Consider the following 24,193-nt stretch of genomic DNA (forward strand, 5'->3'; position numbering starts at 1 on the left):
TGAGTCTGCCGAAGGATCGTCATGGACGCCGTTACCAATGTCCCCCACCCAGCCAACGAACCGGTGAACAATTACGCGCCGGGAAGCCCGGAACGATCGCGCCTCCGTACGAAACTGACCGAACTGGCCGAATCGCCGACCGACATCAGGCAGGTCATCGGCGGCATCCACCGAACTGCGGAAGGTAAGCGAGAGAGCGTTGTTCAACCACACCGTCACAGTTCGGTGCTCGGATCGTATGCGGGCGCAACCCACTCGGACGTTCGTGATGCCATCGACGCCGCCACACTCGCCGCCCCGGCCTGGCGCGACCTCTCGTTCGACGACCGCGCTGCGGTCTTCCTCCGCGCCGCCGATCTACTTTCCGGCCCGTGGCGCGAAACCATCGCCGCCGCAACAATGCTCGGCCAGTCGAAGACCGCATACCAGGCCGAGATCGACGCGCCCTGCGAACTGATCGACTTCTGGCGTTTCAACGTCGCGTTCGCACGTCAGATACTCGCCGACCAACCCGTTTCCGCTCCGGGAGTGTGGAATCGCGTCGAATATCGTCCACTCGAAGGTTTCGTCTACGCGATCACTCCCTTCAATTTCACCGCCATCGCCGGAAATCTCCCCACAGCACCGGCCCTGATGGGCAACACCGTGATCTGGAAGCCGTCACCCACGCAGGCCGTCGCGGCGTACCTGACAATGCAACTACTCGAAGCTGCCGGCCTCCCGCCCGGGGTGATCAATCTTGTTCTCGGCGACGGCCCCTTGGTGTCCGAGGTCGCGCTTGCCGACCCCCGACTGGCGGGTATCCACTTCACCGGATCCACCGCAACGTTCCAGCGTTTGTGGCGTGAGGTCGGAGCCAACATCTCGAACTACCGGACGTATCCGCGTCTCGTCGGCGAAACCGGCGGCAAGGATTTTGTACTCGCACACAGTTCCGCTGACCCGGACGTACTCACGACGGCATTGATTCGCGGGGCCTTCGACTACCAGGGCCAGAAATGTTCGGCCGCATCACGGGCGTTCATCCCGAAGTCGGTGTGGGCCAAGATGGGCGACACGTTCATCGACACTGTGTCGTCGCTGAAGTACGGAGACGTCACCGACCTGACGAACTTCGGCGGCGCCGTCATCGACCAACGTTCGTTCGACCGAAACGCCGCCGCGATCGTCCGCGCCAAGTCGACCAGCAGCCTCACCATCGCAGCAGGCGGCGACTACGACGACCGCGAAGGATTCTTCATCTCGCCGACGGTCCTGCTCGGTGACGACCCCAGTGACGAGGCCTTCAGCACCGAGTACTTCGGCCCCATCCTTTCGCTTCACGTCTACGACGACTCCGCACCCAATGCCTACGCCGACATCCTCGCTCGTATCGACAGCGGATCCGCTTACGCCCTGACCGGTGCCGTGATCGCCACCGACCGTGCGGCCGTCGATCAAGCTCATCATGGTCTGCGGTTCGCCGCCGGAAACTTCTACGTCAACGACAAGCCGACGGGAGCGGTTGTCGGACAACAACCCTTCGGAGGTGCGCGGGCTTCGGGTACCAACGACAAGGCCGGTTCGCCGCAGAATCTGCTCCGTTGGGCGTCGACACGCACCGTCAAGGAAACCTTCGTTCCTCCCACCGATCATCGTTACCCCCACCAGGACGTCGATCCAGCCGAGAGCGAGAACCGTTGATGAGTGCCGTCTCGCTGAGCAACCCACTGCGCCCGGTGCTCCTCGCGGCGGCACGCTCGTCGCGACTGGAGAAGACAGTCTCCGGGATGACCTTGACCCGCAAGCTTGTAGACAGGTTCGTCGCCGGGGACGCGGAACCCGCAGCGATGTCAGCGGTGCGCGACATCCTCACCAGTGGCCGGTTCGTGACGGTCGACTACCTCGGCGAGGACACCACCGATCCGGCTCAGGCAACAGCTACCGTCGATGCCTATCTCTCCCTTCTCCGCTCGTACGCAACGCTTTCCGAGATTGCCGGGACGCAACACTCCCTGGAGGTTTCGCTCAAGCTCTCCGCGTTGGGGCAGTCACTTCCCGGTGACGGCGAGAAGATCGCCCTGGCGAACGCTCACCGAATCGTCACAGCGGCAGACGAAGTGGGCGCGTGGGTCACCGTCGATGCGGAGGATCACACCACCACCGACTCGACACTGTCCATCGTCGAAGAGTTGCGCCGCGACTTCCCGACGCTCGGCACGGTCCTGCAGGCGTACCTACACCGCACCGAGGCCGACTGCCGGCACTTCTCCGGATCAGGTTCACGAATTCGGCTGTGCAAGGGTGCATACAAGGAACCGGCCGGCGTCGCGTTCCAAAAGGCCGCCGAAGTCGACGCGTCGTACGTGCGTTGCCTGAAGGTCTTGATGGAAGGTGACGGATACCCGATGGTGGCCTCCCACGATCCCACCATGATCGACGCCGCCCTCGGACTCGCCACACTGACCGAGCGGACAGCCGCGGATTTCGAGTTCCAGATGCTCTTCGGCATCCGCGACGGCGAACAACGCAGATTGGTAGCCGAAGGCAATCACCTGCGGGTCTACGTTCCCTACGGCAGCCAGTGGTACGGCTACTTCATGCGTCGCCTGGCGGAAAGACCGGCCAACCTCATGTTCTTCATGCGCTCACTCGCTTCCAACAACTAGACACCGGAAACCGGTGGCAGCGGTGGCAACTCGAGGTTTTCGCGAAAGGTACCGCCGACGTAGTCGGATCCCACGATTCCGCGCTTGCGCAGCTCCGGCAGCAGCCCGTTCGTGACGAAATCGCGTGTACGCGGATCGGCAAGGTCACCGAGCGTGATGACGTCGAGTACGCCCGCGTCGTATCGTTCCTCGATCGCGTCCGCGAGCTGTTCCGGGGTGCCCGCCGCTGCCCAGTGGCCGGTGTCCTTGGACGCGATGATCAACTCACGCAGAGTCTTTCCTTGTGATGCGAGCTTGCCGAAGATCTCGACCCGGCCCCGTCGTCGATTCACCGACGACGGGTCCGGCAACAACGACTCCGGGATCGGCCGATCCAGCGGCAATTCCGAGAAATCCACGTCACCGCCGAACATGTCGGCAAGCCTGGTGCGTCCGGCGTCGAAGTCCGTCGATTCCTCGGCTTCTCTGACCAATCGTTCGACTTCGGCTTCGGTAGCGCCGTACGTTGCGTGGAACGAGCTGAAAATCAGTGGCAGTTCGTCCCCACGCCCCAACTCTGCCGCCCTGGCGCGGATGGTCTTCGTGTAGGTGACCGCGTCCTCGAAGGTTGCGAGAGAAGTGAATACGACCTCGGCGAAGCGAGCACCCAGTTCGATACCTCCGGCAGATTGGCCTGCCTGGAATTGGACCGGACGACGCTGCGGCAGGGATGGAATGTTCAACGGCCCCTGCACGGTGAAGTACTTGCCTCGGTGCTCGATGGGGACCACCCTCGACGGATCTAGCACCGCAGAGCCCTCTCCCCGGATCAAGGCGCCGGGCTTCCAGCTGTCGAAGAGCGCGTTGACCACCTCGAGCGATTCGGCCGCTCGGGCGTACCGCTCCTCCGGACTCGGCAGGTCCAGGTCGCTGTAGTTCTCTTCTCCGAGTGAGGAAGTGACGGCATTCCATGCGGCTCGACCATTGCTGACGTGGTCCAGGGTGCCGAACAACCGTGCCAGGTTGAACGGGTGATGAAACGTCGTCGTGACGGTGGCGATGAGCCCCACATGGGTGGTGACCGCACTCAGCGCGGCAAGGAAGATCAACGGCTCCTGCGCACCGATCGCGCCCTGCGCACCGAAACTCAGCAGGTCGGCGGCAAACAGTCCGTCGATCTTGTTCGCCTCGGCCGTCTTTGCGACGTCGATCGCGGACGCGACCGTCGAAGTCGTCGGATCGATCGCGGCGTCGTAGATACTCACCGCCCCGCTGACACCGGTCACCGTCTTGAGTGGACGCCTACGATCGGCCACCGACCATCCTCCTGGCTTCGCGAAATCTGTTCCGAATTCACAACGCTAGACCGATCCTGGCTCCCGACAAGGTATTCACTCAGCCTGGTTCTATCCCTCCGAACGCCGCTTGGTCACGCCCCGGATTTACGGGCACGATAGGCGGCGACGTGCGCCCTGTTCCCACAGTTCCCGGTGTCGCAGTATCGCTTCGAACGATTGCGCGACAAATCCACGAAGACCGCTTCGCAGTCCGGGGCCTCGCACCATCGCAACCTCGAGAATTCGTCGGTTCGGATCAGATCGAGCACACCCATCGCCGCTTCTGCGGCCATCCGGTCCACCAGTGGCGAATCGTCAGCGGTGACGTGCAGGTGCCAGCCGAGGTCGTCGTGCCTGGTGAGCCGCGGCCTCGCGCCCGATTCGAGTAGCAGTGTGTTCACCACCTCGACGGCGTCGTCCACTCCCGCGGCTTCCCAGAACTTTCGCAGTCGTGGACGCAGCGCACGAACCGCCGTCAATTCCTCCGGTGTGCCGTCCCGCCTGCCGGTCCAGCGATCCGCGTCGAGAAACCGTGTCAGCTCCTCTTGATCCGGAAGCAGTTCGGCCCCGCCGCGGGCCGTGTTGACCAACGACGCGGCGAAGACGAGCGCCGATTCCGTGTCACCAGCAAAATGCACTTTGACTCCTGAGCCGTATCAACCTAATGTCAACATCGTAATCGCTTTTACTCCTGACGGGTGACGACGTGAACTCTCGCAACGGCTTGATCTTCGCTCTGCTGTCCGCGGCAACGTTCGGCGTATCGGGCCCGTTCGCGAAATCTCTCATCGAATCAGGGTGGTCCCCCGGCGGCGCAGTGTTCGCGCGCGTTGCCGGCGGCGCACTGGTGATGATGGTGATCGCCGTAGCCACCCAATGGCCTCGCCTACGACAGGTGAGCACCCACACGCGAACGGTACTGCTGTACGGGGTGTTCGCGATCTCGGGCGTTCAACTGTGCTTCTTCAATGCCGTGCAACATCTTTCGGTCGGCGTCGCATTGCTTCTCGAGTACCTTGCACCGATCATCGTCATCGGGTGGGTGTGGATAACCAAGGGCGCGCGTCCGAGCGTGCAGACGCTTCTCGGTGCGGCGGTGGCCTTGATCGGCGCCGCCGTGGTGATCGACGTCTTCGGATCGGCAGAGATCAGTGCCGTCGGAGTCGCCTGGGGACTGGCCGCCGCGGCATGCCTTGCAGTCTATTTCGTCATTTCCGAACGTGCGGACGGTGATCTCCATCCAGTTGTGCTCGCGGCATCGGGGCTCACGGTCAGTGCGGTGGTCATCGGCGCGCTCGGACTCGTAGGCGTCCTCCCCCTCCAGTTCTCGGCCTCGAACGCAGTCGTGGCAGACCATTCGGTGAACGTGTGGCTGCCGGTGGTGGTCCTGGTCCTGGTCAGCACTGTCATTGCCTATCTCACCGGCATCGCCGCGATCACGCTGCTGGGGCCGACAATCGGGTCTCTGGTAGCGCTGACCGAAGTGCTGTGCGCGGTCGTCGCCGCGTGGATCCTGGTCGGGGAATCCGTCACCGCACTCCAAGCTGTAGGTGGCGCAGCAATCATCGCGGGGTTGGTCCTCGCGCGCCTCGGCCAGGTTGCACCGAAACAGATACCGGCCGACCCGATGACAAATGTCATGGCAGAAGAATGACGGACGGACGAGGGATCACGACCTCGAAGCGAGCAGATTCTATGTATGACCTCAACACAGGCACGGCATTCACCACAGGCACTGCACACACTCACTGAAGGATCGGCACACGACGCCGTCCGGTTGACCGGACTTCGCAAGAGTTTCGGAACCGTCGACGCCGTCAAAGGTATCGACCTGAGCATCCGCCCCGGCGAGATCGTCGCGTTCCTCGGCCCGAACGGCGCAGGCAAGACGACAACCATCGACATGATCCTCGGCCTGTCCCGGCCGACGTCAGGCGAGGTGAGCGTCTTCGGAATGTCACCTCGATCGGCGATTGCCCGCGGACTCGTCTCGGCAGTCATGCAGACCGGCGGACTACTGAAAGAGCTGACGGTTGCCGAGACGGTGCAGCTGACCGCCAGCCTGTACTCCCAATCCCGTCCGGTCGACGAAGTGCTGGGGAGAGCCGGAATCCTCGACATCTCCGATCGCCTGGTCAGCAAATGCTCAGGCGGACAACAACAGCGGTTGCGATTTGCGATGGCGTTGCTGTCGAACCCGCAATTGCTCATTCTCGACGAGCCCACCACCGGTATGGACGTCGAAGGGCGTCGGGACTTTTGGTCCGCCATCCGCGCCGACGCAGATCACGGTCGCACTGTGCTTTTTGCGACGCACTACCTCGAAGAGGCCGATGTCTACGCCGACCGCATCATCCTGGTCAGGCAAGGCACCGTGGTCGCAGACGGGACCACCGCCGAGGTCAAGGCGATGGCGTCCGGGCGCACCCTGCGCGCGACTGTTCCAGGCATCACCGACGAACTCCTGCGAGCCATACCGAACTCCGACGCCGTCGAGGTGCGCGGTGAGTCGCTACTCGTGCACTCGGGCGACACCGATGCCGTTGCACGGTTCCTGTTGACCAATACGCAGGCTCGCGATCTCGAAATCGTCTCGCGTGGCCTCGAAGACGCATTCATCGCACTCACGTCGAACAACTCCGAAGGACAGAAGTGATGACCACTGCAACCGAAGCGAATACCTACGGAGCCGAGCGAACCGTCGTACCTCTCGGCGGATTCAACACGACGCTACTGCGACTGGAATTTCGTCGCCTGACTCGCAACCGGCGCACGATGATCTTCACGCTCGTCATGCCGGTTGTCTTCTTCCTCGTCTTCGGTCTCGGTCAAGGCGACGACGACCACGGGATCGGGCACGGCAATGTCGCCGCGTACATCATGATCAGCATGGCCCTGTACGGCGCGATGCTGGCCACCACCAGCGGCGGCGCGATGGTCTCGATCGAACGAGCGTCCGGGTGGAGCCGACAACTTCGGCTGACTCCCCTGACCCCGGTCGCCTACATCGCCGTCAAACTGATCATGGCGATGCTGCTCGGTCTCGTCTCGATTCTCGTGGTCTACGTCGTCGGCGCGTTCACCTCGGCGCAGATGGACGGATCACTCTGGTTCACAACGGCATTGATCGCCTGGCTGGGATCGTCGATCTTCGCGGCCTTCGGCCTGTTCATGGGGTACCTACTCCCCAGTGAGAACGTCATGCAGTTGCTCGGACCGGGACTGGCTCTGCTCGCATTCGGCGGCGGACTCTTCGTACCACTCACCGACGGTTCCGTATGGGCGACCATCGCACAGTTCACCCCGATGTTCGGCATCAACGCCCTCGCCCACGCACCGTTGACGGGCAATAGCATTCACTGGACCTGGATCGTCAATATCCTGGTGTGGTTCGCCATCTTCGCCGGCGGAGCGATCTGGCGGTTCCAACGAGATACGGAGCGTGTGTAGTTGTCGCAAACGACTGACCGAGAAGATTCCGTCGCGCTCCCGCGGCGGAATCGTTTCGGCGTTCTCTTCGCGGCGGTCTGGATGGTATTTCTCGGCGGGCCGCTGATCGAGGGATGGAATCTGCGCGACGAACTGCGCGGCTGGACAGGGATTCTCGCGACGGTCGCCTTCAGTGCGCTCTATCTCTACACGTTCGCCACAACGCAGCAGCGGCGTCGAATGACAATGACTCGGCCGACGATTCGCGAAGCTGCACTGGCTCTGTCCGCCTTGACCGCGTTGGCCGCCGTGATGATCGTGAGCGTCGGGCCGACAGGTTTGGCAGCAGCACCGTACCTCGCGGTGACAGCGGTGACACTGTTGCCGACCGTCGCCGGCGGCATTCTCGCCTTGGTGTTCGCGGCCTCCGTGGAGATAGTCAGCCTCTCGTCCGGATGGGGGAACTACTCCGGACTCTCACTCGGAGTCTGCGCGGCCGCGTTCGCGACCTGGGGAATCATGTCCCTGATCAGCCGCAACTTCGCCATACTCCATGAACGCGAAGAGCAGGAGCAGCGGGCAATCATGGAGGAGCGAACGAGGATGGCGCGCGATCTGCACGACATCCTCGGGCACTCGCTGACCGTCATCACGATCAAAGCCGAACTGGCCAATCGCCTACTCGATGTCGATATCGAACGTGCGCGCAACGAACTCGACGACCTCGAAAGACTTTCTCGTGACGCGTTGGCAGACGTGCGCTCGGCCGTCGAAGGATTTCGTGGGATTTCGCTACCCGTCGAGATAGCCCGAGCGCGAGAGGCTTTGCGTGCGGCAGGTATCGAAGACGACGTGCCGAGCAGCACCGACATGGTTCCCACGCGTCTTCGGGAACTCTTTGCATGGACGATCCGTGAGGGCGTCACCAACGTCGTTCGACACAGCGGTGCGACCCACTGCCGGATCACGGTCGACGAGAATAGTGCGTCGGTCGTCGACGACGGACGAGGGGCCGAGTCGACGTCTTCCGGAAACGGTCTGATCGGATTGCGCGAGCGCGCCGGAGCGTCGGGCGCACGAGTGATCATCACTCATCCCCAGCCGCAGGGGTTTGCACTTCAGGTAGTCGAACAGGAGACAGAGTGAACAGCCAGGGCGATCGAGCAACCATACGGCTGCTCTTGGCGGACGATCAGGCGCTCGTGCGAGGAGCTTTGGCCGCGCTACTCGATCTGGAATCCGACCTGTCCGTGGTGGCCGAGGTCGGTCGCGGCGACGAGGTGGTGTCCGCCGTTCTCGAACACCGCCCGGACGTCGCGCTTCTGGACGTCGAGATGCCCGGCATGGACGGAATCGCCGCGACGGCGGCCCTTCGCGAGGCAGCACCCGACACCCAGGTTCTGATCGTCACCACGTTCGGCCGTCCCGGATTTCTTCGTAAAGCCCTGCACGCCGGGGCCGGCGGGTTCGTCGTCAAGGACACCCCCGCCAGGCAGCTTGCCGACGCGGTCAGGCGTGTCCACGCCGGACTGCGCGTCGTCGATCCCACCCTTGCGGCCGACAGCCTCGTCAGCGGCGAGTCGCCCCTGACGGAGCGTGAGACCCAAGTACTGCGCGCCGCTCACGACGGCGCACCCGTGGCAGCCGTCGCAGGGGCGCTCTTCCTGTCTGCCGGGACAGTTCGAAATCATCTGTCATCCGCGATGGGTAAGACGGGTGCGTCGACGCGCGCGGAAGCCGTCAGAATCGCCGAGTCGAACGGCTGGCTCTGATCCGCGCGTCTGGAATCGCCTTCCCCGGCAAATAGTTCGCCGTTCGATTCGTGATGGCGATTTGTCCAGATCACTCAAAGTAGGGACCTTCTACCCTAGGGATTTTCCCTGCAAACGACCGCTTCGCGAGAATCCGAAACAGCTAATCGTTCGATACCTGGCTATGATGCAGTTAATTGAACCGACGGAGCCTGTGCGTAGCGGGGGAAGGGACGTCTCATGTCGAACCAGTTCAACGATCGCTTGAACTCGCTGTTCGAGACTGCCGACTTTCACGTCACCAACGCGATGGTCGTTCGCGGCATGACCGAGTTCGGCTGCCGTATCTCCACGCCGTACCTGTCGCAACTGCGCACCGGCGTCCGAACCAATCCGTCACCCGAAGTGGTTGCCGCCCTCGCCCACTTCTTCAAGGTCCATCCGGACTACTTCTACGCCCCGTCCGATCACACTCCGCCCGCGATCTCAGGTGGCGAGGCAGACCTCTCCCTCCTCGAACAGCTGCACAACGTGCGCCTGCGGAACCTCACCTCCCGTGTCGTCGACCTCTCACCGTCTTCACAGGATCTGCTTGTCGAAATGGCGGAGAATCTACGTTCCTCCGAAAATCTTCCGCGTGTACCACCGGACTCGAATTCCTACATGTCACGCGCATAGCGCCCTTCGCCGACTCTCCTTGACTGCTCAGGGAGGGTTGGCCTTATGCTGGTCGATGCAGCTGGTTCGCCCGGCACGGTCATGAGGAGCCCCGAAGACCGGTCCCGGCGTCGAAGCTCCGTCAGCGCAAGCTGTCGGGGTGAGAGGGAACCCGGTGAAAATCCGGGACTGTCCCGCAGCGGTAAGCAGGAACGACCGCCGTTCATGTGCACTGGGCATCCGCCTGGGAAGCGACGGCCAGTAGGTTCGATCCAACTCGATCGAGTGCCCGCGAGTCCGAAGACCTGCCGACTGTGTCGGGCACGCCGTGCCCGACGGTCCACCGCCTCGTGGAATGGGCGTGTAGATCTCCATCGGACCTCGCGTGCGGTGCGGGCAGTGCTGCCCGCTGAAACTCGGGGTCTCGTGAGGTATACCCGTCTGCCGGCAGTGGCCATCAGTGCATTGGCAATCTGGAGAAACTCCGTGACAACAACATTCACTTCGACCGTGCTGGGCTCACCGCGCATCGGTCCTCATCGAGAACTCAAGCGGGCAACCGAAAGCTACTGGGCAGGGCGCATCGACGCCGACGCCCTGCAGGCTGTCGCCCGTGACCTCCGTCGGCAGGGCTTGGCCGACCTCCGTGACCTGGGCCTCGACTCCGTCCCGGTCAATACCTTCTCCTTCTACGACCAGATGCTCGACACCGCAGTTCTTCTCGGCGCGCTGCCCGACCGCGTCGCGTCGGTCGCCGATCCGTTGGACCGCTACTTTGCCGCTGCCCGTGGGACGGACACCATCGCGCCGCTCGAAATGACGAAGTGGTTCGACACCAACTACCACTACCTGGTGCCGGAGATCTCGCCGTCCACCACGTTCGCACTCGACCCGTCCAAGGTCTTGTCCGAACTGGCAGAAGCACTTTCCGACGGCATTGCAGCCCGCCCGGTCGTCATCGGACCGGTCACCTTCCTGCTGCTCTCGAAGGCTGTCGGCACTGACGAGCCGCTGCTCTCGCGACTCGAAGAACTACTCCCCCTCTACGCGGATCTACTCGGTCGGCTCGCGAAGGCCGGTGCGAGCTGGGTTCAGCTCGACGAACCGGCCCTCGTGGGCGATCGCACCGACGAGGAAATCGAAGCGGCACGCGCTGCGTACGAACAGCTTTCAGCGCTGTCCGAGCGGCCGTCGATCCTGTTGGCGTCGTACTTCGGTTCGCTGCGTGAGGCGCTGCCCGCGCTTGCGTCCACCGGCGTCGAAGGATTTGCCGTCGACCTGGTGGCCGGTCAGGATTCGATCGGCTCCGTCCCCGAACTCGCCCGCAAACTGGTCGTCGCCGGCGTGGTCGACGGACGAAACATCTGGCGGTCGGATCTGGATTCGGCACTGAGCACGTTGGGTGCTCTGTTGGGCAGCGTGGATACTCTTGCCGTCTCCACATCGTGCTCCCTGCTGCATGTTCCGTACACTCTCGACGCAGAGGCCGATGTCGACAAGGCCCTGCGCTCGTGGCTCGCGTTCGGCACCGAGAAGGTCAAGGAAGTAGTAACTCTCGCAACCGCTCTCACACAGGGCCGAGAGTCGGTGGAGGACGAGTTCGCTCTGGCACGAGCGGCCGCGTCGACCCGCAAGGACGATCGCAGACTCAATGATGCGAGTGTTCGGGGACGCCTGGCCGCCGTGCTGAACTCGGCGACCGGTCGCGCGCCCGCCGCCGAACGTCGCGCTGCCCAGGACGAACTGCTTTCTCTGCCGCCGCTGCCCACGACGACTATCGGTTCGTACCCGCAAACCTCGAAGATCCGCATCGCTCGCGCAGCACTGCGCAAGGGCGAGATCGACGAAGCCGAGTACGTCAACCGTATGCGCGCCGAAATTGCCGAAGTTGTTGCGCTCCAGGAAAAGCTGGACCTGGACGTTCTTGTTCACGGTGAGCCGGAACGCAACGACATGGTCCAGTACTTCGCGGAGCAGTTGGACGGATTCTTCGCCACCGCCAACGGTTGGGTCCAGTCGTACGGCACCCGCTGCGTGCGTCCGCCGATTCTGTACGGCGACGTCTCCCGCCCGAAACAGATGACCGTCGACTGGATCACGTACGCGCAGTCCCTGACCGACAAGCCGGTCAAGGGCATGCTCACCGGACCCGTCACCATTCTGGCCTGGTCGTTCGTCCGCGACGACCAACCCCTCGCCGACTCGGCAAATCAAGTCGCACTGGCCATTCGAGACGAGACCGTCGACCTGCAGGCCGCCGGAATCGGAATCATCCAGGTTGACGAACCGGCTCTACGAGAACTACTCCCACTGCGTGCCGAGGATCAGCGCGCCTACCTGGACTGGTCGGTCGGCGCCTTCCGGTTGGCGACCTCGGGCGTCGCGGATTCCACCGCGATCCACACGCACCTGTGCTACTCCGAGTTCGGAGCGGTGATCGGCGCCATCGCCGGCCTCGACGCGGACGTCACGTCCATCGAGGCGGCGCGCTCACACATGGAGGTCCTCGACGATCTCAGTTCGGTCGGGTTCGACCTCGGCGTCGGCCCGGGTGTCTACGACATCCACTCGCCGCGGGTGCCGAGCGTCGACGAGATTGCCGAATCCCTGCGTGAGGCACTCAAAGCTGTTCCTGTCGAGCGGTTGTGGGTCAACCCGGACTGCGGTTTGAAGACCCGCGGTTCCGTCGAGGTCGAGGCGTCACTGCGTAACCTCGTCGAAGCCGCGAAGTTGGTACGAGCGGAGCTATAGGGGCAAAGCCCCTGTGCGCCTTTTTGGTAGTGGGCACTACCAAAAAGGCGCACGGGGGTCAGCTCAACCACGTGTTGCCGAAGAGCAGAATCCCGTCCGCACTCGGGGTCACTCCGTGGACGTTCTCGCGCCACGGGATGAAGACCTTGCCGGAGTTGACCACGGCCATCGGCGCCGTCTCGTTGACCACGGTCTGAATATCGTCGATGACGGCTCGCCGCTCATCCTCGCCCGACGCCGTTTGCAGCTTGCCGAGCAACTCGTCCATCCGAGCGTTCTTGTAACCGAGGATGTTCGACGGCGATTCGCTGAACAGGTTGCCGTACATACGCACGAACGGTGACTCTTCCAGCACGTTGAACGCGAAGTAGGACACGTCGTAGTCATGCTTCGCGTACAGCATGGAAATCAGATCGTTGATGCTGGTTGCGTAGGTGATGTCGACCGTGAAACCCACTGCCTGCAAGAGCGACTGAAACGTCAGTGCGCTGCGCTGCGTCGCCGGATCGTTCATCCCGACGTACGTCAGTTTTCCGTCGTAACCGTCCGCCTTCGCCTCGGCGAGATACTTCTTGGCCGCCTCGGGGTCGAAGCCGTTCCCGGCCACCGATCCGTGCCACTGCGACCACGACGCGAACATGTCGGTGCCGGGTTCGCCGAAGCCGCCCTGAACTCGCTCGTTGAACGTATTCGGGTCCACCGCAGCGACAATCGCCTTACGCACGCGCTCGTCCTTCGCTGCCCGATCGTCGCGCTGATTGATTGCCAGAACTCCGGCCATGCTGGCCGAGTACACAAATCCGGGATCACCGGCTTCGAAAGCCTCGTGAATGAAGTCGGGAGACTTCAGATAGGCAACCTGGATTCCGTCGGTGTGCAATCCTTCCAGTTTGCTCTTCTCGTTGACGATTGCGGGAAAGCGCAACTTCTCGAGGTACGGCGCCCCGTCCCAGTACGTCGGACGGGCAGCGAGCACCAATTCGTCCTGGGAGGCGAACTTCTCGACGGTGAACGGGCCTGCCCCGATCGGGGTGAACGTGCCGGTAGCCATCGACGAGGGCGCGACGATCATGCCGGGACCGGTGGTGAACATGATCGGGAACTCGTCCCACGGCTGCGCCAATGTAAAGACGACCGTTCTCGGATCCGGTGAATTCGTCTCGCGCACAGCGGTCTTCCACACCAGCGCGTGAGTTCCCTTCTTCTGCAGATAGTGATCGATGCTCCACAGGACTGCCGCACTGTCCATCGGAGTGCCGTCGCTGAAGGTGACGCCGTCGCGCAATTTCAGTGTCCACACCGTGTTGTCGCCGTTGGCCGACAAGGACTGCGCCAAGTGGGGGACGTATTCGCCCGCCGCCGTATCGAAGCGCATGAGAAGGTCGTAGATGGCTGCCATTTCGCTACCACCGGTAGCGCCGCCGTCCTGACGATCAGCCGGATCGAGACTGCTGATCCCGTTGTAGGTGGCAAACGACACGGTGCCACCCGATCGCGGCTCTCCCCCGTTGTTCTGGTCACCGACAACTCCGACCGTCACGTCCGATGCATCCGTGGTCGTACCTTGGCTGCTACCGGCGCACCCCGTCACCACCAGCGTCGCCGACGCCAGGACAACCATCCAGATTCGAGCGCGGACTCGGTACGAGCGCTTCATTGCGACTCACTTTCACAGTTCACGGATACGTCGATCCCTGGATCGGACACCCGACATATTTGTAAGTGAATTCTAGGTAAGGTCTCGTCCTGCGTCTTCGTTTTCACAAAGCCGAAGCGATAATTCGCATTCATGACAGCAGAAACAAGAACTGAATTCTAGGTTGCAACCGTTCAGCGAATTACCAGTCCGATGACGTCTTCGACGTTCCGCTGGGCCTCTGCGAATCCGATCCGGCCACTGGTCCACAGCGCAAGGGCCGTCAACATCGTGCCGCCTATTGCCACGGCCGCAACCCTCGCCGTCTCGGCCGGGACGCCGTCCATCAACTCGAACAGCATTCTCCGATGTGCCGCTGCGCGCAGATCCAACGACTCGATCACGAACTGATCCGAGGACGAATGGAGTTCGATCTCCAACCGAGCGAAGTAGGGCCTACGCTCGAATGCCTTCATCTCGCGACGATGAAGTGCCAGAACCCGCTCGTACGCGTTGTTCTCACCACCGTCTGCCCGCAACTTCTCAGGACGACGGACCGATTCGAGACCGCTCCACGCCGTCATCGCCGCAGCCAGAAGTTGCTGTTTGGTCGGAAAGTAGCGATACAGCGTTCCGAGTGCGACGCCTGAACGCTCCGAGACGTCTTTCATCTGGATTCGATCCGACGGCATCTCGGCCAGCATCTCGACCACCGCCGTGGTCAGTCGTCCTCTCCGCTCGAGTTGCCCCACCGACATGAGGTCGACGTCCAAGGGAAACTCGTCGCTGCGCGCAGTCACGCGCGTCACGATAGTTCAGAATCCTGACCGCAGTGCCGGGTTGCGAAGTTTCATCGTAACCCCGAGATCTAATACACGGATTAATCAACTGCAGATCGCGCTAGGGTTAGTCCATGACTGACCGGACAACCGATGACCAGCCAACCGTCGGCGTGCTGAACTTCTGGTCGTTCATCGAACTGGCCAACAAGCGACTGGCCACCGAACACGGCTTTCGCGACCAGCTGGCCACCGAGGTACTACTGACACTCAATCGGGCTTCCAACGTGGTCACCTACGATCTCGAGTCGTCGATCCACCGCCCTCGCGGCTGGTCATGGTCCTCCTTCAGGCTGTTGTTCGTCACCTGGCTGGCCGGTCCGATCGAGCCGAAGGCTGCCGCCGAGCTCACCGGCATGAGTAGGGCAGCGGTCTCCAATCTGTCCAAGTCGCTGCTGGCAGACGGATTGATCGATCGTCGGCCCACCGAGAACGACGGCCGTTCCGTCCAGCTGTACCTGACCGCCAAGGGCCGAGAAGCCATGGTCGAAGCCTTTCGCGAGCAGAACGAACGCGAACACGCCTGGGTAAGCGTCCTGAGCGAGGCCGAACAGCGAATTCTTGTCATGCTCCTGGACAAACTGATCACCAACCGCAGCCAGTTCGACGTACGCGGACGTAACTGACATAGACCCGAACCCCTTGGAGGGTTGCGCTCATCACATCATTTTAGTTAATGTGTTTACTATCTGGTGGAGGTGAGCCAGGCAGAACAGCACAGAAGGAGCCCCGTCATGGCGTTCTATCGACAACTCGGCAACATCCCACCGAAGCGTCACACCCAACACCGTGACGAGTCCGGCAACCTCTACTACGAAGAGCTGATGGGAGAGGAAGGTTTCTCCTCGGATTCTTCGTTGCTGTACCACCGCGAGATCCCGTCGGCCATCGTCGACGCAACGGTCTGGGAACTGCGCGATCAGAGCACAACCCCCAACCATCCCCTCAAACCGCGCCATCTGAAACTCCACACGCTGTTTCCCGAAAGCACCTGGAACGAGACCGACGTGGTAACCGGCCGTCGTCTCATCCTCGGAAATGCCGACGTGCGATTGTCCTACGTCGTTGCGGCAGCGCCATCTCCCCTGTATCGCAACGCAATCGGCGACGAGATGGTCTACATCGAATCTGGCGAGGCGACCGTCGAGACCGTCTTCGGTGCACTCGAGGCCAGTGAAGGTGACTACGTCCTGATCCCGATGTCCACAACGCATCGATGGATCCCCAAGGGTGACAAGCCACTTCGTGCCTACGCCATCGAGGCGAACAGTCACATCGTCCCGCCCAAGCGCTATCTTTCCCGCTTCGGCCAGCTGCTCGAGAACGCACCGTTCTGTGAACGAGACCTGCACGGACCGATCGCGCCCATGATCGCCGAAGGAACCGACGTCGAGGTACTGGTCAAGCACCGAACGTCGGCGGGCATCGTCGGCACCCGAATGGTTTATCCCACGCACCCTTTCGATGTCGTCGGCTGGGACGGCTGCCTGTACCCGTACACCTTCAACATCTCCGACTACGAGCCGATCACGGGCCGTGTTCACCAACCGCCGCCGGCGCACCAGGCGTTCGAGGGGAACAACTTCGTGATCTGCAACTTCGTTCCGCGCAAGGTCGACTACCACCCCCTGTCGATCCCGGTGCCGTACTACCACTCGAACGTCGACTCGGACGAGATCATGTTCTACTGCGGCGGTGACTACGAGGCGCGCAAGGGTTCCGGCATCGGACAGGGTTCGATATCGATTCATCCCGGCGGCCACGCCCACGGACCACAACCCGGCGCCTACGAGCGGAGCATCGGCGCCGAGTTCTTCGACGAGCTCGCCGTGATGGTCGATACGTTCCGGCCCCTCGAATTGGGTGAGGGAGCCCTGGCCTGCGAGGACGAAGCGTACGCCTGGAGTTGGGCAGGGCGGGGGCCTCGGCAATGACGATCATCTCCCCACTCCTGCGTGGCCTGTGCGACGACGCAGCACTCTTCCCACCCGGCAATGCTCCTCTCGCCGAGGCAATTCCGGCCCACGCCGCCTACCTGCAGGCAGATTACGACGCACTGGTCGGGCCTTTCGTTTTTCCCGCGCCGCGACTGAGCGAACTGGCTGCGTACGTTTCAGCGGACAGCCCGGTGACGCTGAGTCTGACCGTGCCGGCCGGCCCATCCGAAACGGCGGCCGCACTCTCGAACGCGCTCGCCATCCCTGGTGTTCACGTCGCCGCCGTCGAGGTGGGAATTCCTGACGGGTTGGACGCCGATGCGGCCTTCGAGGAACTCTCTCGTGTCCATGCCGCTCATCCCGACGTCGACATTTTTGTCGAGGTGCCTCGAGGTGATCGGCGCGCGGGCTATCTCACAGCTCTCGAAACTGCCGGGCATTCCGCAAAGTTTCGCACCGGCGGGATTGTCGCCGAGGCGTACCCGAACGAGGAAGAGCTCGCCGATGCGGTGATATCCGTTGTCCGAGCGAATATCCCGTTCAAGGCGACTGCGGGACTGCACCACGGTGTGCGCAACACCGATCCGGAAACAGGCTTCGAGCAACACGGCTTCCTCAACATCATGGTGGCCGTCGACGCGGCGAGGCGGGGCGCCGATCGTTCGGAAATTGTTGCTGCACTGTCTCAGCGCGATGGAAAATCGATCGCGCAAGCCCTGGCCGACCTCACCGAGGACGAGGCCGGCGAGGTGCGTCGCCGATTCCTCTCGTTCGGTACCTGCAGCATCTCGGACCCTCTGACCGAGCTGGAAGGCCTCGGGTTGATCGTCCGCTCCGACAAAACCGAAGGAACTCTCGTATGACTGTCACGACCATCGACATTCCCGCCGACTCACTGTTCGGTCTCGACAATCTGCCGTACGGGGTCTTCTCCCCCGCGGGAGGGTTACCGCGTGTCGGTGTGCGCGTCGCCGAATCGGTGGTCGATCTCGCAGCGACACTGGGTGATTCCGTCTTCTCCGAACCGACTTTGAACGCGTTCATGGCTCAGGGACGAGATCAGTGGGTATCGGTGCGAAACCGGATCACGGAGCTCGTGACTAGCGAAATAGACTCGAATGCAGTGTTTTCCGTTGATTCGGTGACAATGCATTTGCCGATCGCAGTGGCCGATTACGTCGACTTCTACGCCTCGGAGAATCACGCAACCAACCTCGGGCGGTTGTTCCGCCCGGACGCAGCCCCCTTGATGCCGAACTGGAAGCATCTTCCCGTCGGATACCACGGGCGCTCGAGCACCGTCGTCGTCTCCGGCACCGACATCGTTCGTCCCTGCGGACAGCGGAAGGCACCCGATCAGGAAAGCCCGGACTTCGGACCGTCCCGGCGCCTCGACATCGAAGCCGAGATGGGATTCATCGTCGGAACTCCCTCGAAGATGGGCGATTCCATCACCCCGGACGAATTTGCCGAGCACGTCTTCGGCGCCGTCGTCGTGAACGACTGGTCTGCCCGAGACATCCAGGCGTGGGAGTACGTGCCCCTCGGTCCGAACCTGGGGAAGAGTTTCGCGACCTCCATCTCACCGTGGGTCGTACCCTTGCTCGCTCTCGAAGCAGCCCGAATCGACACTCCGGTGCAGGATCCCGAACCGCTTTCCTATCTGCGTGGTGAAGAGAAGTGGGGGCTGGACATCGACCTGGCCGTCGAATGGAACGGTCACGTCGTCTCCCGGCCGCCCTACGCCCAGATGTACTGGTCGCCTGCGCAGATGCTCGCGCACACCACCATCAACGGCGCAGCAGCGAGCACCGGCGATCTCTTCGCGTCCGGAACCATTTCCGGACCGGACAAAGATCAGCGCGGCGCCTTCATCGAGTTGACGTGGGGCGGCATGGAACCCGTAGCTGTGGGCTCCGAGACCCGTACCTTTCTCGAAGACGGCGACACCATCGCCATCTCAGCCACCGCTCCCGGCGTCGGCGGATCACGAATCGGCTTCGGGGATGTTCACGCTCGGATCCTGCCTGCAACGCAAACCGAAAGATAGTGATTGACAACTGTTTGATTCACACTGATCTGATGTCCGGAATTCCTTGCCTCACGATTCTCCGAAGATAAGCTGGACTAACCATCCAGAGCGATCGAGAGTCCTGGCTCCGTGACGTCGCAGCAACCCCCTCTGCTGAGGTGCGGGTGCTTTCTGCCAGGTCCGATGGAGGACTCGTGCCAGGCGATCGACCCCGTACCTCAGTGGGGACAGCAGCTGTCATCGTGATCGTGGGTGGTGGACCCCGCGGGACCGGCGTACTCGAGCGGATCCTCGCTCACGAATCGGTGAACGCCGATCCCACACCGATCGACATTCACGTTGTCGACCCGTATCCGGCAGGCGCCGGCCGTATTTGGCGAGGCAGCCAGGCGCCGCTTCTGTGGATGAATTCGACAACCGCGGACGTCACGATGTTCACCGACGAGACCACCGCCGTGATCGGCCCGGTGCTGCCGGGTCCGACCCTCGCGGAATGGGTCGCCGAGCGCTCGGCTGAGCTTGCCGAATTCCCAGAAATCGCAGCAGAAGTTCCGACGCTCACCCCGTCGTCGTTTGCATCGAGGTCACTGCAGAGCCGATACCTGAACTGGGTGTTCGAGACTGCAGTCGACTCCGCGCCAGCGCACGTCGACGTTCGAGTTCATCGACGATCCGTGGTCGACATCGTGAACGTCGGCGAGACACAGACAGTTCATCTGGACGACGGAGCTGTCATCGACGCGACGACCGTCCTTCTCGCACAGGGGCACCCCGATGCGTTGCCTGCCCCACGCGAAACCGCGCTGACCAGCTTCGCGTCCGATCACGGGTTGACGTATGTGGGTCCGGGCTACACTGCCGATCTCGACGCCGATGTCATTCCCGAAGGCGAACCGGTTCTGATCGCCGGACTCGGGCTGGCTTTCATCGACTGGATGGTTCTCCTCGCCGAGAGCCGTGGCGGCATCTTCGAACGCGGTGAAGACGGCGTCCTCACTTACGCTCCCTCGGGTCGGGAACCCCTGTTGTATGCCGGATCTCGTCGCGGAGTGCCGTATCATTCCAAGATTTCGTACTCGATCGCTGACGCGCGGCCACCGCTACCGCGGTTCTTCACCGCTGATCTCGTTCCCGGCGACGGACCGTTGGATTTCCGAAACGACATCTGGCCCTTGGCGTCGAAAGAACTGGCAGGCGCCCACTATTACGAGCTGTTCGCATCTCACCCGGATCGGACAGTGGGCACCTGGGAGGAGTTCGACGCCGAATTCGCCTCGCTGGCTTGGGGATCGCCTCGATTGCAGGAACTGGTCGAGAACGCAGTCCCGAAGCCGGAAGACCGTATCGATCTCGAGCGGCTGAACCGCCCACTCGGCGGTGAGCGCTACGACGGGCTTGCCGAGGTCCAATCCCGGATCACCGAATACATCTCGGCAGATGTCGCGCGGAGGTCGGACCCGTATTTCAGCGCCGACGCGGCTGTCTTCTCAGCGCTGCTGTCGACGTACATGACCGTCGGAGAATTGTTGCGGCGCGGCAGAATCCCGGCCGAATCCGTCGCCAAGGACGTCGAGGGTTGGCTTCATTCGTTCTTCAGCTTCATCGCCAGTGGTCCGCCGCCCGAGCGTTTGGAACAGTTGATCGCCCTCAACGAGGCGGGCATCGTCCAGTTCCTCGGGCCGGATTCGGTGTTCTCCACCGAGATCGACCCGGCAACGGGGGCTGGGATCTTTGTCGCGCGCAGTGCGTCGCACACCGACATCGTGGCCGCGAACACCCTCGTCGAAGCACGCTTGCCGGTTGCTTCCATCAGCGCGAGCGGTGACTTGCTCCTGCAGACGCTTCACGGTCGGGGCGAGGCAGTCGAACTTCGTGCGACCGTGGACAGTTCGGCGAAGCTCGCCGTCGACGGCACGTCACGAATTCTCGACCGGAACAACACAGCTCATCCTCGCCGCTTCGCGGCCGGGCCGTGGGTTGCAGGCCACAACTGGTCGGCGGCTTTCCCTCGTCCCCGTACCAATGCGGGGTTTTTCCGGCACAACGACGCCCTGGCGGCGGAGATTTTGGGCGCTGCGCGCCTGTGAGCGATTAGGGAGTCCTGGGACTCCCTAACCGCTCACGGGGGCTGTGCCCCTCCTAGCTGAACACCAACTCACCCTCGTCAACCGCGACGGTGATACTGCCGCCCTCTTCGAGGAGATCGTCGAGCAGCATGTCGGCGATCTTGTCGTCGACCACACGCTGAATCGAACGACGCAACGGGCGAGCCCCGAACTCGGGCTGATGCCCGTGCTCGGCGATCCAGTCCACCGCGTCGGCAGTGAACTCGATCTCGATGCCCTTGGACTGCAGCCGCTTCCGGCTGTCGTCGAGCAGCAGATCAGTAATCCGGTGCAGTTGCTCGGTGTCGAGCTTGCGGAAGATCACGATCTCGTCGATACGGTTGAGGAACTCCGGCCGCATCGATTCGCGCAACCTGGCCATCACGCGGTCGCGCAGTGGCTTCTCCGCCGACTCTGCATCACCCGTGGTGAAGCCGAGTCCACCGGACTTGCTCGAGATGATGTCCGAGCCGAGATTGCTGGTCATGATCACGACGGTGTTCTTGAAGTCCACCGTCCGACCCTGACCGTCGGTCAGACGCCCGTCGTCGAGCACCTGGAGCAAGGTGTTGAACACGTCCGGGTGTGCCTTTTCGATCTCGTCGAGCAGGATCACCGAGTACGGGTTACGACGCACCTGTTCCGTGAGCTGTCCGGCCTCGCCGTAGCCGACGTATCCGGGAGGAGCACCGACCAATCGGCTGACCGTGTGCCTCTCACCGAACTCACTCATGTCGAAGCGCAGCATCTTGTTCTCGTCTCCGAAGAGTGTGGCAGCCAGAGCTTTTGCGAGCTCCGTCTTGCCGACGCCAGTGGGTCCGAGGAACAGGAAGCTACCGACGGGACGATCCGGATCGCTCATACCGGTACGGCTACGACGCACGGCACGCGCGATTGCGCGAACGGCGTCATCTTGCCCGATGACACGACCGTGCAGTTCCTCTTCCAGACGGCGCAGGCGATCTTTCTCTGCCTGAGTCATCTGGCTTGCCGGAATACCCGTTGCGCGAGCGACAACTTCGGCGATTTGTTCAGCGGTCACGTCCGGCGTTTCCTCGGAAGGAACCGAGGATCCTGCCTTCTCGAGACGCTTTGCGACGCCGTTGATCTCGTCACGCAGGGTCGACGCCTTCTCGTACAACTCGTCGGCGACGGCTTTTTCCTTGTCGCTCTCGAGCTGCTCGAGACGCTGCTGCAGCGCAGCGGTGTCTACCGTGGTCGTCTTCAAGCGAAGCCTGGCGCCGGCCTGGTCGATCAGGTCGATTGCCTTGTCCGGCAAGAACCTGTCGCCGATGTAACGTGCCGACAGCTCCACCGCAGCGGTGATCGCCTCGTCGGTGTAGTGCACCTTGTGGTGATCCTCGTACCGACTGCGCAGTCCGCTCAAGATCGCGATTGCGTCCTCGATCGACGGCTCTCCGACCTGTACGGGCTGGAAGCGCCGCTCGAGCGCGGGATCCTTCTCGATGTTCTTGCGGTATTCGTCGAGCGTGGTGGCGCCGACGATGTGCAGTTCACCGCGAGCGAGCTTGGGCTTGAGGATGTTTCCGGCGTCCATCGCACCGTCTGCGCCGCCTCCGGCACCGGCGATGGTGTGCATCTCGTCGATGAAGACGATCAGCTCGTCCTTGTGTGCGGTGATCTCGTCGATCACCTTGGTCAGCCGTTCCTCGAAGTCACCGCGGTAACGGGTACCCGAGACCATGCTCGAGAGTTCGAGCTGGACGATCTTCTTGCCCACCAACGATTCCGGGACATCCCCGTCGACGATGCGCTGGGCGAGACCTTCGACGATGGCAGTCTTGCCGACGCCGGCCTCACCCACCAGGACCGGGTTGTTCTTGGTGCGGCGGGAGAGGATCTCGATGGTCTGTTCGATCTCGTCGGCGCGGCCGATCACCGGATCGACGCCGCCGTTGCGGGCGCGATCGGTGAGATCGATGCCGTACTTGTCGAGCGTCGGTGTGGTGGACTCGTCTTCGACTGGACCGGCTGCGGGATTCTGAACCGCTGCCTGCAGCTTCTCCGGCGTGATGCCGGCCGAAGCGAGCAGACGACCCGGAACATGATCGGGGTCACCGGCCAGAGCGATGAAGAGATGTTCGGGGTCGATGTACGTCGATCCCAGGGCTCGGGCCAGTTGATGAGCCTCGAGTAGAGCGGTTTTCACGGCACTGCTGAGCGCAGGAGCAGAGTAGGCCCCCTGCTCACGGCCTTGTGGCAGCCGCAGGTCGACGGCGTCGACCACGGATTTCGGGTCGGCTCCGGCGCGCTGCATGAGCGTGCGGACCGGATCCTGCTCCGCCATGACGCGGAGAACGTGCAGTGCATCGAGATCCGAATCACCGCGAGCAGCCGCTACACGTGCAGCGTCAGCCATGAGTTGCTGGGTGGCCCTGCTCATGAGCCGGGAAATATCGATGCGACCGGGACCCTCGGGCCCGAAGAATGCTGGCATTCCGAAGCCTCCTTGCAGAAAGTTGAGCGTTACTGACTCAATTAACGTGCATGGGGCTCGATCAATTCCCGCGGCCTCAGATTTGTTTCAACACCATCCAGTCGCCGATCGTTCTCAACTACCGAAAGATCCGGTAGACCGACCGACCGGGTACGCCTCGACGCGCATGATCACCGATCCCGCGCAGGGACCACTCTTGATGTCGGTACGCCACGAACCTTTCAGACTGCCATCGGGCTGAGGTGTGTAATACGCCTCGGAGTGCGCCGGTGCCCACACCTTGGGCACGCCTTCCCCCTGGTAGCAATCCCACTCCCAGTCATAGGGGTGCACCCAACTGGTTCCGTCCCAGGTGTATCGCGCAGGCTGCGGCAACGTCGGATTGGCGGGAGCCGGACCGCCGACCACTGTGGCGATACAGACTCCGCTCGAGCAGTCCGTCTCGAACGTGTATGTATCGGAGAAATCCGGCTCCCACTGGCTGGCGGCCAGACTTGTGCCCGTCTTGGTCGCGGCGAAACGCTTGAGCGAGTAATCACCGGACCAATTCGCATCCGCAGCCCCCGCGGGCATCGCTCCGGCGACAAACCACGTAGCAACGAGCGCAACCACCAGCAATGACTTTCGCATGCGT

At 62.5% G+C, this 24,193-nt stretch carries 20 protein-coding genes and 2 riboswitches; of the genes, 14 read left to right on the plus strand and 6 right to left on the minus strand.

From position 1 onward, the window contains the following. The first annotated feature begins 21 nt into the window (after nt 1-21). Together pruA and RhoBH5_RS08775 are read left to right on the plus strand one after the other, a co-directional pair. The gene (pruA, locus tag RhoBH5_RS08770; RefSeq protein ID WP_058037794.1) at nt 22-1,683 is read left to right on the plus strand and encodes an L-glutamate gamma-semialdehyde dehydrogenase; all 1,662 of its coding nucleotides are present in this window, start codon (nt 22-24) and stop codon (nt 1,681-1,683) included. Further along, nucleotides 1,683-2,648: a proline dehydrogenase family protein gene (locus RhoBH5_RS08775; RefSeq protein ID WP_003940479.1), complete on the plus strand. Its 966-nt coding sequence runs from the start codon at nt 1,683-1,685 to the stop codon at nt 2,646-2,648. The genes pruA and RhoBH5_RS08775 overlap by 1 nt, the downstream gene beginning before the upstream one ends. Here RhoBH5_RS08775 and RhoBH5_RS08780 read toward each other — a convergent pair. Together RhoBH5_RS08780 and RhoBH5_RS08785 are read right to left on the minus strand one after the other, a co-directional pair. Beyond that, a complete protein-coding gene (locus RhoBH5_RS08780; protein ID WP_058226146.1) occupies nt 2,645-3,943 on the minus strand; it encodes an NtaA/DmoA family FMN-dependent monooxygenase in 1,299 nt (432 codons plus the stop codon). The two genes, RhoBH5_RS08775 and RhoBH5_RS08780, sit on opposite strands and share 4 nt — an antisense overlap. A 113-nt stretch (nt 3,944-4,056) precedes the next feature. Further along, nucleotides 4,057-4,602 carry a CGNR zinc finger domain-containing protein gene (locus tag RhoBH5_RS08785; protein WP_003939872.1) on the minus strand — a complete coding sequence of 182 codons (546 nt, stop codon included), beginning with the start codon at nt 4,600-4,602 and terminating at the stop codon, nt 4,057-4,059. 68 nt (nt 4,603-4,670) lie between these two features. Here RhoBH5_RS08785 and RhoBH5_RS08790 point away from each other — a divergent pair, with 68 nt between their 5' ends. The 7 genes from RhoBH5_RS08790 to metE all read left to right on the plus strand — a co-directional run bounded on the left by RhoBH5_RS08790 (nt 4,671) and on the right by metE (nt 12,552). Next, entirely contained in the window at nt 4,671-5,618 is a 948-nt protein-coding gene (locus RhoBH5_RS08790; protein ID WP_003940332.1) for an EamA family transporter, read from the plus strand. 45 nt (nt 5,619-5,663) lie between these two features. Next, on the plus strand, nt 5,664-6,620 hold the full coding sequence (locus RhoBH5_RS08795) for an ABC transporter ATP-binding protein (RefSeq protein ID WP_003940598.1): 957 nt from the start codon (nt 5,664-5,666) through the stop codon (nt 6,618-6,620). Beyond that, a complete protein-coding gene (locus RhoBH5_RS08800) occupies nt 6,620-7,414 on the plus strand; it encodes an ABC transporter permease (RefSeq protein ID WP_019745005.1) in 795 nt (264 codons plus the stop codon). Before RhoBH5_RS08795 ends, RhoBH5_RS08800 begins: the two co-directional genes overlap by 1 nt. Beyond that, a complete protein-coding gene (locus RhoBH5_RS08805; protein ID WP_064114428.1) occupies nt 7,415-8,539 on the plus strand; it encodes a sensor histidine kinase in 1,125 nt (374 codons plus the stop codon). It abuts the gene before it with no gap. After that, complete coding sequence (locus RhoBH5_RS08810; RefSeq protein ID WP_270008168.1) at nt 8,536-9,165, plus strand: response regulator transcription factor; 630 nt, start codon at nt 8,536-8,538, stop codon at nt 9,163-9,165. The genes RhoBH5_RS08805 and RhoBH5_RS08810 overlap by 4 nt, the downstream gene beginning before the upstream one ends. Before the next feature lie 219 nt (nt 9,166-9,384). Continuing rightward, nucleotides 9,385-9,822 carry a helix-turn-helix domain-containing protein gene (locus RhoBH5_RS08815; protein ID WP_003940179.1) on the plus strand — a complete coding sequence of 146 codons (438 nt, stop codon included), beginning with the start codon at nt 9,385-9,387 and terminating at the stop codon, nt 9,820-9,822. An 81-nt stretch (nt 9,823-9,903) separates the two neighbouring features. Next, nucleotides 9,904-10,128: riboswitch (cobalamin riboswitch) on the plus strand. Between the two features lie 159 nt (nt 10,129-10,287). Beyond that, nucleotides 10,288-12,552, plus strand: coding sequence for a 5-methyltetrahydropteroyltriglutamate--homocysteine S-methyltransferase (gene metE / locus RhoBH5_RS08820; RefSeq protein ID WP_193595001.1), 2,265 nt, complete (start codon nt 10,288-10,290; stop codon nt 12,550-12,552). Between the two features lie 58 nt (nt 12,553-12,610). Here metE and RhoBH5_RS08825 read toward each other — a convergent pair whose 3' ends face one another. Both RhoBH5_RS08825 and RhoBH5_RS08830 read right to left on the minus strand, forming a co-directional pair. Then, the gene (locus RhoBH5_RS08825; RefSeq protein WP_050654752.1) at nt 12,611-14,209 is read right to left on the minus strand and encodes an ABC transporter substrate-binding protein; all 1,599 of its coding nucleotides are present in this window, start codon (nt 14,207-14,209) and stop codon (nt 12,611-12,613) included. A 173-nt stretch (nt 14,210-14,382) separates the two neighbouring features. Beyond that, the gene (locus RhoBH5_RS08830; RefSeq protein ID WP_003939912.1) at nt 14,383-14,997 is read right to left on the minus strand and encodes a TetR/AcrR family transcriptional regulator; all 615 of its coding nucleotides are present in this window, start codon (nt 14,995-14,997) and stop codon (nt 14,383-14,385) included. A gap of 104 nt (nt 14,998-15,101) precedes the next feature. Here RhoBH5_RS08830 and RhoBH5_RS08835 point away from each other — a divergent pair, with 104 nt between their 5' ends. The 5 genes from RhoBH5_RS08835 to RhoBH5_RS08855 all read left to right on the plus strand — a co-directional run bounded on the left by RhoBH5_RS08835 (nt 15,102) and on the right by RhoBH5_RS08855 (nt 21,083). Continuing rightward, nucleotides 15,102-15,653 carry a MarR family winged helix-turn-helix transcriptional regulator gene (locus RhoBH5_RS08835; RefSeq protein ID WP_007733603.1) on the plus strand — a complete coding sequence of 184 codons (552 nt, stop codon included), beginning with the start codon at nt 15,102-15,104 and terminating at the stop codon, nt 15,651-15,653. A 108-nt stretch (nt 15,654-15,761) separates the two neighbouring features. Further along, nucleotides 15,762-16,961 (plus strand): homogentisate 1,2-dioxygenase, encoded by a 1,200-nt coding sequence (locus tag RhoBH5_RS08840; protein WP_030535304.1) that lies wholly within the window; start codon nt 15,762-15,764, stop codon nt 16,959-16,961. After that, nucleotides 16,958-17,827: a hypothetical protein gene (locus tag RhoBH5_RS08845; RefSeq protein WP_030535303.1), complete on the plus strand. Its 870-nt coding sequence runs from the start codon at nt 16,958-16,960 to the stop codon at nt 17,825-17,827. The genes RhoBH5_RS08840 and RhoBH5_RS08845 overlap by 4 nt, the downstream gene beginning before the upstream one ends. After that, the gene (fahA, locus tag RhoBH5_RS08850) at nt 17,824-19,014 is read left to right on the plus strand and encodes a fumarylacetoacetase (RefSeq protein ID WP_065455275.1); all 1,191 of its coding nucleotides are present in this window, start codon (nt 17,824-17,826) and stop codon (nt 19,012-19,014) included. Before RhoBH5_RS08845 ends, fahA begins: the two co-directional genes overlap by 4 nt. A 78-nt stretch (nt 19,015-19,092) precedes the next feature. Further along, a riboswitch (SAM riboswitch) is annotated at nt 19,093-19,186 on the plus strand. A 4-nt stretch (nt 19,187-19,190) separates the two neighbouring features. Continuing rightward, nucleotides 19,191-21,083: an FAD/NAD(P)-binding protein gene (locus RhoBH5_RS08855; protein WP_270008169.1), complete on the plus strand. Its 1,893-nt coding sequence runs from the start codon at nt 19,191-19,193 to the stop codon at nt 21,081-21,083. Between the two features lie 52 nt (nt 21,084-21,135). Here RhoBH5_RS08855 and RhoBH5_RS08860 read toward each other — a convergent pair whose 3' ends face one another. After that, nucleotides 21,136-23,559, minus strand: coding sequence for an ATP-dependent Clp protease ATP-binding subunit (locus RhoBH5_RS08860; RefSeq protein ID WP_161120119.1), 2,424 nt, complete (start codon nt 23,557-23,559; stop codon nt 21,136-21,138). A 114-nt stretch (nt 23,560-23,673) separates the two neighbouring features. Beyond that, nucleotides 23,674-24,189, minus strand: coding sequence for a hypothetical protein (locus tag RhoBH5_RS08865; protein WP_037128543.1), 516 nt, complete (start codon nt 24,187-24,189; stop codon nt 23,674-23,676). Nucleotides 24,190-24,193: the final 4 nt, after the last annotated feature.

It is taken from the genome of Rhodococcus sp. BH5 (genome assembly GCF_027583855.1).
GTDB lineage: Bacteria > Actinomycetota > Actinomycetes > Mycobacteriales > Mycobacteriaceae > Rhodococcus_F > Rhodococcus_F qingshengii.

Bases quoted from the DNA above. Each gene is read 5' to 3' on its own strand.
- RhoBH5_RS08815 (WP_003940179.1), top strand. From the start codon at position 9,385: ATGTCGAACCAGTTCAACGATCGCTTGAACTCGCTGTTCGAGACTGCC.
- RhoBH5_RS08845 (WP_030535303.1), top strand. From the start codon at position 16,958: ATGACGATCATCTCCCCACTCCTGCGTGGCCTGTGCGACGACGCAGCA.
- RhoBH5_RS08865 (WP_037128543.1), bottom strand. From the start codon at position 24,189: ATGCGAAAGTCATTGCTGGTGGTTGCGCTCGTTGCTACGTGGTTTGTC.
- RhoBH5_RS08825 (WP_050654752.1), bottom strand. From the start codon at position 14,209: ATGAAGCGCTCGTACCGAGTCCGCGCTCGAATCTGGATGGTTGTCCTG.
- pruA (WP_058037794.1), top strand. From the start codon at position 22: ATGGACGCCGTTACCAATGTCCCCCACCCAGCCAACGAACCGGTGAAC.
- RhoBH5_RS08800 (WP_019745005.1), top strand. From the start codon at position 6,620: ATGACCACTGCAACCGAAGCGAATACCTACGGAGCCGAGCGAACCGTC.
- RhoBH5_RS08860 (WP_161120119.1), bottom strand. From the start codon at position 23,559: ATGCCAGCATTCTTCGGGCCCGAGGGTCCCGGTCGCATCGATATTTCC.
- RhoBH5_RS08795 (WP_003940598.1), top strand. From the start codon at position 5,664: ATGACCTCAACACAGGCACGGCATTCACCACAGGCACTGCACACACTC.
- fahA (WP_065455275.1), top strand. From the start codon at position 17,824: ATGACTGTCACGACCATCGACATTCCCGCCGACTCACTGTTCGGTCTC.
- RhoBH5_RS08835 (WP_007733603.1), top strand. From the start codon at position 15,102: ATGACTGACCGGACAACCGATGACCAGCCAACCGTCGGCGTGCTGAAC.
- RhoBH5_RS08840 (WP_030535304.1), top strand. From the start codon at position 15,762: ATGGCGTTCTATCGACAACTCGGCAACATCCCACCGAAGCGTCACACC.
- RhoBH5_RS08775 (WP_003940479.1), top strand. From the start codon at position 1,683: ATGAGTGCCGTCTCGCTGAGCAACCCACTGCGCCCGGTGCTCCTCGCG.